The organism is Paenibacillus chondroitinus NBRC 15376 (genome assembly GCF_004000765.1).
Taxonomy (GTDB): Bacteria; Bacillota; Bacilli; order Paenibacillales; family NBRC-103111; genus Paenibacillus_E; species Paenibacillus_E chondroitinus.
Genome location: NZ_BILW01000082.1, coordinates 1 through 9,152, shown reverse-complemented (window position 1 = coordinate 9,152; position 9,152 = coordinate 1). Strand labels below are relative to the sequence as shown.

10 protein-coding genes are annotated in these 9,152 nt (G+C 47.9%); 5 read left to right on the top strand and 5 right to left on the bottom strand.

Annotated elements, in window-relative coordinates; genetic code table 11:
• Positions 1-323 precede the first annotated feature (323 nt).
• Both PCH02S_RS34890 and PCH02S_RS34885 read right to left on the bottom strand, forming a co-directional pair.
• Positions 324-899 carry a TetR/AcrR family transcriptional regulator gene (locus PCH02S_RS34890; RefSeq protein ID WP_127458705.1) on the bottom strand — a complete coding sequence of 192 codons (576 nt, stop codon included), beginning with the start codon at positions 897-899 and terminating at the stop codon, positions 324-326.
• 20 nt (positions 900-919) lie between these two features.
• A complete protein-coding gene (locus tag PCH02S_RS34885; RefSeq protein WP_127458704.1) occupies positions 920-1,645 on the bottom strand; it encodes an MBL fold metallo-hydrolase in 726 nt (241 codons plus the stop codon).
• Positions 1,646-1,799: 154 nt separating this feature from the next.
• On the opposite strand from PCH02S_RS34885, the gene PCH02S_RS34880 reads away from it, so the two are divergent.
• The 3 genes from PCH02S_RS34880 to PCH02S_RS34870 all read left to right on the top strand — a co-directional run bounded on the left by PCH02S_RS34880 (position 1,800) and on the right by PCH02S_RS34870 (position 3,868).
• Positions 1,800-2,876: a M42 family metallopeptidase gene (locus PCH02S_RS34880; protein WP_127458703.1), complete on the top strand. Its 1,077-nt coding sequence runs from the start codon at positions 1,800-1,802 to the stop codon at positions 2,874-2,876.
• A 118-nt stretch (positions 2,877-2,994) separates the two neighbouring features.
• A complete protein-coding gene (locus PCH02S_RS34875) occupies positions 2,995-3,432 on the top strand; it encodes a GNAT family N-acetyltransferase (protein WP_127458702.1) in 438 nt (145 codons plus the stop codon).
• Between the two features lie 43 nt (positions 3,433-3,475).
• Positions 3,476-3,868 carry a DUF2500 domain-containing protein gene (locus PCH02S_RS34870; RefSeq protein ID WP_246069429.1) on the top strand — a complete coding sequence of 131 codons (393 nt, stop codon included), beginning with the start codon at positions 3,476-3,478 and terminating at the stop codon, positions 3,866-3,868.
• Between the two features lie 511 nt (positions 3,869-4,379).
• Here the strand turns inward: PCH02S_RS34870 and PCH02S_RS34865 are convergent.
• Together PCH02S_RS34865 and PCH02S_RS34860 are read right to left on the bottom strand one after the other, a co-directional pair.
• Positions 4,380-5,459, bottom strand: coding sequence for a sensor histidine kinase (locus tag PCH02S_RS34865; protein WP_127458701.1), 1,080 nt, complete (start codon positions 5,457-5,459; stop codon positions 4,380-4,382).
• The gene (locus PCH02S_RS34860; protein WP_127458700.1) at positions 5,456-6,133 is read right to left on the bottom strand and encodes a response regulator transcription factor; all 678 of its coding nucleotides are present in this window, start codon (positions 6,131-6,133) and stop codon (positions 5,456-5,458) included. Before PCH02S_RS34860 ends, PCH02S_RS34865 begins: the two co-directional genes overlap by 4 nt.
• Positions 6,134-6,305: 172 nt before the next feature.
• On the opposite strand from PCH02S_RS34860, the gene PCH02S_RS34855 reads away from it, so the two are divergent.
• Positions 6,306-6,791: a hypothetical protein gene (locus PCH02S_RS34855; RefSeq protein WP_127458699.1), complete on the top strand. Its 486-nt coding sequence runs from the start codon at positions 6,306-6,308 to the stop codon at positions 6,789-6,791.
• Positions 6,792-6,808: 17 nt separating this feature from the next.
• On the opposite strand, the gene PCH02S_RS34850 is transcribed toward PCH02S_RS34855, so the two are convergent.
• Positions 6,809-7,351, bottom strand: coding sequence for a PadR family transcriptional regulator (locus PCH02S_RS34850; RefSeq protein WP_127458698.1), 543 nt, complete (start codon positions 7,349-7,351; stop codon positions 6,809-6,811).
• Positions 7,352-7,464: 113 nt separating this feature from the next.
• Between PCH02S_RS34850 and PCH02S_RS34845 the strand changes: the two genes are divergently transcribed.
• Positions 7,465-8,943: a DHA2 family efflux MFS transporter permease subunit gene (locus PCH02S_RS34845; RefSeq protein ID WP_307719963.1), complete on the top strand. Its 1,479-nt coding sequence runs from the start codon at positions 7,465-7,467 to the stop codon at positions 8,941-8,943.
• Positions 8,944-9,152 lie beyond the last annotated feature (209 nt).

The window sequence follows — 9,152 nt, the reverse complement described above, 5'->3', positions numbered from 1 at the left end:
GATAATTTCCAATGAAAACACCCATAAAGCGCCCATATTGCTCATTTCGTTGGACATAATCCAATGAGGCTGTAATATCCGGCGTTATAGAAGCTTGATTAACCCACTTCATTGGATTTCGTCCAATAGAATCACAATTCAAGCCTTCATATCACTATGTTCAGTGGATTTCATCCAATAGAATCTCAGCTTTACCAACTATTTTATCCTCTTATGTGTGCCAGTGGTGTTTGTAGCGTGATAGAAAAGTGCAGGATTGGTAAAGTAGCTAAAAGCAAAGCCTGACGGATCACATTTTCCGTCAGGCTTTATGATGTCGCTTGCTATGTTGCACTCTCCGTCGTCCGCAATCCCCTCAAATAAGTCTGAAGCAGCCGCCTCAAGCTCTCATCGCGCTCAAGCCCCATGCGGAACCCATTCCTGTGTTCAAGCGACGCGAAGCCATGCACCATACTCCGAAAGCCGCGCACCACATGCAGCGCATCCTCCTCGCTGAGTCCATACGGTTCAAGAATCCGCAGTAAAAAGAACACAACATCATTGCCCGCCTCCTTCAACTCCGGATCTTCATAATCAGGCAAGATGGAAATAGCCTCATACAGACCGGGATGTTTCCGGGCAAAATCCACATAAGCAAAACCTACAGCTAACAAAGCATCGTCTTTCGCTTTGCCAATTACCGCATCGACCATGGCGGCTTTGATGAGCATCAGTCCACGCCGGGAAAGCTGCGTCCGCAGGTCCGGCAAGCCTTTAATATGATTATAAAGCGATGGCGTTTTTACGTTTAATTTGGCTGCTAATGCCGCTAATGTCAGCCCTTCGACACCCTGTGTATCTGCCATTTCTACAGCTGCTTGCAGCACGTTTTCTGCGTCTAGTCCTTGTCGTTGCGCCATTGATGTCCCGTCCCTTTTATCTAAATGTTTGCCGCTGTCATCTGAAATTTCTGAGCTGCCTCCGCAATGGCGCGGTCGATCACCGCAAGCGGCTGGTCAATCATTACACCGTGCCCGACCGCAAGAAGGCTTGGAGACAACTGTCTCAATTTGCGTGCGCTCTCCAGCGACACTTCTTTGTTCCATGTGGCCATGGCCGGGAATGGAAACCAGAACTTCATCAAACCGGAAACCGCCACCCCGCCGCGAACTTGAAAAGCATCACCGGCAATCAGCGCACGGCTGCGTACATCGAGAAATGCCATCAATCCCGGCGTATGCCCTGGAGCGGAAATGGCTTGAAGCGAGCCTACGGTATCGCCATCTTTTAACAACACGTCCGGCCTGGTCTGCACCGACTTTGGAACGTCTCCTTTGATCGGTAAATTCGGCTCACCGGCTTCCAGTTCCTTGCTTCCCGCCAGCAGCTTAGCATCTCTTCGTGAAATATACACCTTCGCCTGCGGCAGGACTTTTTTCAAACCATCCAATGCGCCAATATGATCGCCATGTGCGTGCGTAAGCACGATGCGGGTAATAGGTTTCCCGATGCTCTCTGCAGCCTGAAGAATGCCTTTCACACTGAATGGCAGCGCCGCATCAACCAGCGTCAATTCATTCTCTTCCTCCACCAAATAACAATTTACCGGAAAAAACCTCGGCATAAAAGACACCTGATACAAAAAACCTATTTTCGTTACTTTCATTTTGAACGCCTCCCGTTTATTAACTATATAAGCATAATAACTAATATCATTAGTTTTGTAAAGATATCTTTGGCCTAAATCTCATTTATTTTTCTAATATGATAAAATAACAGTTATCGCACTACCTAATCATGTAAAAAAGTGAGGATTTCCAATGAACACTGAAACGTTAGAGCTTTTTCGTACATTGACTGAACTCCAGGCAGCTCCTGGCTTCGAACGTGACATCCGTAAGTTTGTCCGTGGTGAAATGGAGAAATACACCGACGAGTTCGTCCAAGACGGCCTCGGGAGCTTGTTCGGCATCCTGCGCGGCGACGAGGCCGGTCCGAAAATCATGGTTGCCGGCCATTTCGACGAGGTTGGCTTCCTGGTTAGCGGCATCACCGAGCACGGCACCATCAAATTCCAGCCCCTCGGCGGCTGGTTCAGTCAAGTGCTGCCCGCCCAGCGCGTGCAGATCATGACCGAGCAAGGGCCGATCATCGGCGTGATCGGCTCAGTGCCCGTGCACTTGCTGGACGAAGCGGCACGCAGCAAGCCCGCAGACATCAAGACGATGTACATTGACATCGGCGCAGAAGATAAAGCCGATGCCCTCGCCATCGGCATCAAGCTCGGGCAGCAGATTGTTCCCATCTGCCCGTTCACGCCCCTGGCCAATCCGAAGCGGATTATGGCCAAAGCTTGGGACAATCGCTACGGCGTAGGCCTCGCGATTGAGTTGCTGAAGGAGCTTCACGGCGGGCCGAAGCTCCCGAATGTCCTGTACGCGGGCGCTACCGTACAGGAAGAGGTCGGCGTGCGCGGCGGACGCACGGCGGCGAATCTCATCCAGCCGGACTTGTTCTACGCGCTGGATGCCAGTGCCGCCGGGGATATGACCGGCGACCGCAATGCTTTTGGGCAGCTGGGGCGCGGAGCGCTGCTGCGCATCTTTGACCCTACGATGATCACGCATCGCGGCATGGTTGAGTTCATTCTGGATACGGCGGAGACGCACAAGATCCCGTATCAATATTTTATTTCGGCCGGCGGCACTGACGCCGGACTGGTGCACGTGCAGGGTACGGGCATTCCTTCTGCCGTGATCGGTGTCTGCGCGCGTTATATCCATACTTCCGCTTCGATTCTTCACGTGGATGACTATGCCGCAGCGAAAGAACTGCTCATCAAGCTCGTGCAAGCGAGCGACCGTACGACGTTAAACACGATCCATGCGCAAGCGTAAATCGTGCTCAAGACGATCACCCCGCCCTTCGGCGGGTTTTTTTATGCAAATGTAGAACTTATGTTCCAATATATGGTATAATTAGCAGAATCATAGGATCATAGAAAGAAGGCCCGTAATGACGTATATCATTCGAGAAGCAAACCCCCAAGATACGAAAGAAATCAGCAATTTTGTTTCCAAGCGGACAGGCAAGATGATTTCCCCTTTGCACATTGAAAATAGGCTGCATTTTATGCGTGACAATCCCGATGAATCCCTCTATGTGTACGAAGAAAAGAACCAAATACTTGGCACTCTAGGGTTTCGTATTCGTCAAGCGGATGATGCCGTTGTGAAGTTTAGCGAAGTCTCCGTGATATCTATGGAAGAAACAGACAGCAGCCAAGCAGCAGCCGATAAGCTGAAAAGCTATGCAGAGCAGCTGGCCCAAGAGCACGCTTGCTCCGGGATGTGGTGGATCACAGGTTCGGAGAACCATGGGGATAGCCGGAAAGCGCAGCAACCGCTTGGGTTTCATGAAACCGGATATCGATTCGTCAAAAGATTCCTCTAAAAAGGTCCGCGAATGAACTACGAAACTTTGAGGAGTGATTATTATGTCAACAGGCTTCAACACAGGAGCTTTTCCTAATCAGGGCAGTGCAGGCCTTTTTATGATTATTTTTACAATTGTGGCGGTGCTTATTGGCGGCTTTATTTTATTTGTCATTATCAAAGGATTTATCACATGGTCTTCCAATAACTCAGCCCCCATCGAAAATCTGACCTGTAAAGTTGTAGCCAAAAGAATGCAGGTTAGCGGAGGATCCGGGGATTCAAGTGCTAACACGAGCTATTATGCGACCTTTGAATTTGAAGATCGCCAAAGATTAGAATTGCGTGTCGGACGGGATCAGTTCGGTTATATTGTTGAGGGAGATCAGGGAATACTGACTTACCAAGGAACCAGATTCAAAGGGTTTTCTCGCCATTTATCTTTTCAAGCTTAAGGAGTGTTCAGTATCCTAAAATAATAGATTTACAAAACCTTTACAAAAACTAAGCAATTCGAAGAAAATCAAAGAAAACACGAAGATAGTCAGCAATAATCTCTTTTTAGCAAATATTCTGAATATTTACAATATTATAATAATCGGCTATAGTTGGGTTAGGCTCACTTGAAGGACAAGCCTTACAGCTGGTAAGGACCCCTAAGAGTAGCCAGGATATTCTCAACTTAGGAAGGGGATAGTCCAATGGACAAGGTTAGCGAAACATGCCCACTTTTCCTTCAAACGACGGAAGAAAAGGTGCGGGAACGCGTTACGTTCATCGGGCATGTGGGAATCCAGAAGCGGTAAATGTGATCAGCGTTTATTCGAGGAAAGGATCCTTTTATAGTCGTAATTTCAACGGAAGTTGGTTTGATTGGAGTGTGCGTAGGGACAATTGAATACGATGTGTGAAACTTAGAGACCTCCGGTTATCAGTGATAAGCGGAGGTCTCTATTTGTGCTCCTTCTAAGACTCTTGCAACGAGAAGCGAACGATAAACGTCGTCTTTTTCTCCGGTTTACTTTCTACGGATATTGTACCTGCATGCATATCAATGATCTTTTTCACAATCGATAGTCCTAGTCCGTTGCCTCCTGAAGTTCGATTTCTCGATTTATCCGCTTTGTAGAAACGCTCAAAGATATGAGGCAAATCTTCCTCAGAAATATTAGCTCCATTATTGGAGATTCGAATAATAACTTCTTTTCGGCTGCTTTCAATATGGACCCCTATGGTACCGCCAACAGGCGTGAATTTGACCGCATTATGAATTAAATTCGTCCACACCTGGCTCAATAAATCTTCATCGGCCAATAGCGTAACGGGTTCCAGATCAATATCCATTTCGATATTTTTTTCTATCCATTGCGGTTCACAGGCAAGAATATGATTGCGAATCTGCTTATCCAGCCGATAACTTTTCGGTTCAAAAGGGTGATGCTGTGACTCTAACGACGATAATTTGAGCAAGTTATCACTTAGCTTGGAAAGGCGTGTGCTTTCAGCTTCAATAATTTCCAAATAATGCTTGCGCTCCTCTGGCGTGATGCTCTCGTTCTGGAGCGCCCTTGAGAAGCCGCTGATCGAAGTGAGCGGGGATTGAATTTCATGCGACACGTTAGAGATGAATTCCTGCCTCATTTTCTCCAATTGGCCGAGCTCTACCGCCATGTTGTTAATGGAATCAACCAGCTCTACAAAGGGGCCATTGTGCGGATTATTATCCACAGACACATTGAAGTCCCCTCTGGACATACTCTGGATCGCCGCAATCATGGTTTTAAAAAATTTCATCTGCTCGCTGCGGAAGAACCTGCCCAAGCAAGTCATGGTGACGCCCCATAGAAACATGCCGCTGATACAGTTAATAAGCTGAACGATGACTTCGCTTGGGCGCTTATCAATATGGGTGTAAATCCACTCTGTACCGTAAAAGGCAGCCAGCCAGTAAAGAATGATGAGCAGAAAAAAACCTACGGCGAACAAAGTACCGCGTACACGCTGTCCACGACTTCTGGGGTTTTTCCTCCGCACCTCTTTGTTCATGATGGCAGGACCTCCATCCGGTAGCCTAGTCCCCGAATCGTCGCAATGCGAAAAGCGTGCCGTTCTTCCGGGAACCTCTCGCGAAGCCGATTGATATGCACATCAATAGTCCGTTCGTTGCCTTCATAATCGAAGCCCCAGATTTGCTCGATCAGCTGGTCGCGCGAAAATGTTTTTCCCGGGTAACTCGCCAGCTTATACAGCAGCTCAAATTCTTTGAGCGGCAGTGTCAAGCTCTCGGAGCCGACGGTTACCTCGTAGGTTTTTTTGTTCATGCTGAGGTCGCCGACCTGAACCGTTTGGGACGCAGCAATTTTATAACGCTTCAGCAGTGCTTTGACCCGCATCGCAAGCTCGACAGGCTCGAAGGGCTTAACAAGATAGTCATCGGTGCCCAGCTCAAAACCTTTGACCTTCTGCGAGGTCTCGCCTTTGGCCGTCAGCATGAGCAGTGGGATGTCATAGTGCTCCCGCAGTTCTTTGCATAATTCCCATCCGTCCATATTCGGCATCATGATATCCATAATGACCATGTCGACTTGGACGGTTTCCAGCAGCTTGAGCGCTTCCGCGCCATCCGAAGCTTCAACCACCTCGAAGCCTTCGTTCAGCATAAAGACGCGAACCAGCTCACGAATATAAGGATCATCATCTACGATCAGGATTGGAGCCATTTTATATCAAGCCTCGCTTCATGTTAGGTCTAATTTTCACTTATTTTAGCATAAAGCACTTTTATAAACTGAATTTAAACCAAGGGAGGGACCATTCCTATGTAAGGGCTTTTTTTGGCAAAAAAATTGTGATACATTTTGGAGAAAGTATGTTTTGGGGGGACCTCACCGTATGATAACGAATGCGTATACCGAGTTTTCCATGCTTCAAAGCACTGAAGCCGAAGTTGCTTATCAGCAAGAGGTATGTGCCGAGGGGTATGCAGGCTTTCGCCGCCTGCTGGACGGCTTAACCGAGGCTATTAAAGCAGCCGCAGATGCGGACATCCCTGGGCTGGAGCTGGCACTCGCCAAAGCTGGCCGCCTCTTTCCTGAGCCGGTGCAATTCAGCCCGTCCTGGGAGCGCATTTGGGCCGAGCTTGAGGCTACTTTAGCAGCGAAGAAACACGTCCTGACGGCCATATCACCGTCGGAACGCACAGGAGAATGGCAGGTCATCATGGATAACCCGCAGGTAGTCCAAGAGGTCGTGTGTTACCCCGGCCTGGACTTTCACGACGCGGCGTATTTATACGCCTATTTCCGCCCTCAACTGGAAAAATCGGAATATATTCGCCTTCAGAAGATTCAAACCGTCATTCAAGAGCTTGGCCACTAAAGGACGCATCCACCCATTCATGATTTCAGCTTCGATCTCATCCACTCGCACCAATGCAGATCTGCATCTACTTTGAGCATAGCTTTTTTTACCAGAACATAATTAGCGAACATAGGATCATGAAACTCTAATTCCTCAAGCGGTTTCTCACTTTGTCTTTTGACTTTCTCGAAGGACTCCATAAACCGCTCTTTCTTCCCTTTATAATAACTCGCGCGCTCAACCAACATGCTTAGGGCTTCTTCTTTGTTTACAAGGCCAATGCAGTATATTTTCAGCGCAAATTCATCACGAGTTACCGGCGGGTCTGTAGGCAGCCCGATCCACTCCTGAAGTGCTTTTAATCCGGCTTCTGTTAATGAATATACTTTTTTATCCGGCTTATCTGACTGTATAACGTGTACAAATTCAACATACCCCTTCTGCTCCAGTTGAGCAAGGAGAGGGTATATTTGACTGTGCTTTGCTGGCCAAAAAGGCTGAATATGCTGCATAAGCTCATAGCCCGTTCGAGAATCTTTAGATAGCAGGCTGAGCAATCCATAGGAAAGGGTATTCATAGGAACTCCTTGTTATGTCATAATTGACATATGTCATCTTTGGTAGTATGATGATTTTCATTCAAATTATAGAGAATCCGGCGAGTAAGATCAATGGAGAGTGGAGGTATCAAGTGAGTAAGGATGATTTACAGCAAGTTCGTTTCTGGCCAATTATGATTGCCATCTTCTTCGGATCTTTCGTTTCGATCTTAAGTATGAGTACAATCAACATTGCTATACCGATTTTGAGTGAACATTTCAATGCTGATTTGAGTAAAATCCAATGGACCATCACCGGATTTATGCTGGCAAGTGGTACAATTGCTCCTATTACCGGTTACTTAGGTGAGCGATTCAGTTATAAGCGACTGTATGCTCTAGCTCTTGTGGGCTTTACTGTTTTTTCATTACTATGTGCAATTGCCTGGGATGCTTCTTCCCTCATTGCTTTCCGTATTATCCAGGGGGCATTCAGCGGGCTCATCATGCCGGCGACGATGACAATCGTGTATCAGGTCATTCCTCGCGACAAGCAGCCTATTGCGATTTCCCTATGGTCGTTATCCGCTATGATGGCTCCTGCCATCGGGCCGACATTGAGCGGCTGGCTTCTGCAGAATTGGAGCTGGCACTGGTTATTCCTTCTTAATGTACCTGTTGGACTTATTGCTATTTTTCTCGTTATCAAGCTAATTCCCTTCTACCGTCTTTCTGTGCCAAAAAGGTTCGATGCGATCGGTTTAATCACCGTCGTCCTTGGAAGTCTCTCTTTGCTCGTTGCTTTCTCTCAAGGCCATGCCTGGGGATGGACTTCGGGTCGCGTCATCGGGTTGTTCGCAGGAGGTATCCTTATGCTTGGCCTCTTCATCTGGAGGGAGCTGAAAGCCGATTCTCCTTTGCTGAATGTTCGCGTCTTGGCTAATGCGCGCTACTCTTTGACACTTATCATTTCTAGTATTGTTACCATCAGCTTATACTCGGGAACTTTCCTGACACCTATTTTTCTGCAAAATATTCAGCATGTAACGCCACTTGATACTGGCTTAATCCTGCTGCCGGCTTCCCTGGCTATGGCGCTCTGCATGCCGATTGTAGGTAAACTCTACAGCATTCTGGGTCCGCGTATTCTTCTGTTTGTCGGAATTTCCTTGATCGCGGTAGGCACATTAACACTTAGCTGGTTAAGTGTCGACGTTTCCCGTGGCTATATATTATTTTGGATGATCGTACGTAACGTCGGGATCGCTTTTGCGACGATGCCAGCCAGCAACGCCGGTATGGAGCAAATTCCGCGCACATTGTCCGGTCATGCAACATCCATGAGCAACTGGGTGCGCAACGTTTTTGGTTCTTTCGCTATCGCCCTTTTCACTTCGGTTCTGGCGTCCCAAACCGCAACTCATTCCCGAAAACTCGCAACCAGCGGGATCACGGATAAGGCCGTTATCAGTATGCAGTCCTTTACAATGAGCGTGAACGATGTGTATCTACTGGCTACGTTCATCGTGTTAGTTGCGCTGCCGCTCAGCTTGTTCGTCGGCAAACGTCCGATCGAGAAAGAATCTCCTGCTGCGATTGCTGCGGTGATTAGCCCTAAAGCGGCTAAATAATTGATGAAAAGTCCTTTCCTTTGCTGTGTGTTGCACAGTGAGGTGGGGGCTTTTCTGTTGTGAGACGGCTTTTGGGGACTTCTCAGCTGCATACTCGAGCAATTCCGGCGCTGAGAGAGCCTTTTGGGCTTTGTTGGCTCTTGGATGTGGGTTTGAGACGTGCGATTTCGTCGCGAGACGGCCTTTTCGGGCTTCTCAGCTGCGTACTT

Excerpts from the sequence above, each read along its gene's own strand:
- PCH02S_RS34855 (WP_127458699.1), top strand. The coding sequence starts at position 6,306 with ATGATAACGAATGCGTATACCGAGTTTTCCATGCTTCAAAGCACTGAA.
- PCH02S_RS34865 (WP_127458701.1), bottom strand. The coding sequence starts at position 5,459 with ATGAACAAAGAGGTGCGGAGGAAAAACCCCAGAAGTCGTGGACAGCGT.
- PCH02S_RS34860 (WP_127458700.1), bottom strand. The coding sequence starts at position 6,133 with ATGGCTCCAATCCTGATCGTAGATGATGATCCTTATATTCGTGAGCTG.
- PCH02S_RS34885 (WP_127458704.1), bottom strand. The coding sequence starts at position 1,645 with ATGAAAGTAACGAAAATAGGTTTTTTGTATCAGGTGTCTTTTATGCCG.
- PCH02S_RS34850 (WP_127458698.1), bottom strand. The coding sequence starts at position 7,351 with ATGAATACCCTTTCCTATGGATTGCTCAGCCTGCTATCTAAAGATTCT.
- PCH02S_RS34875 (WP_127458702.1), top strand. The coding sequence starts at position 2,995 with ATGACGTATATCATTCGAGAAGCAAACCCCCAAGATACGAAAGAAATC.
- PCH02S_RS34890 (WP_127458705.1), bottom strand. The coding sequence starts at position 899 with ATGGCGCAACGACAAGGACTAGACGCAGAAAACGTGCTGCAAGCAGCT.
- PCH02S_RS34880 (WP_127458703.1), top strand. The coding sequence starts at position 1,800 with ATGAACACTGAAACGTTAGAGCTTTTTCGTACATTGACTGAACTCCAG.
- PCH02S_RS34870 (WP_246069429.1), top strand. The coding sequence starts at position 3,476 with ATGTCAACAGGCTTCAACACAGGAGCTTTTCCTAATCAGGGCAGTGCA.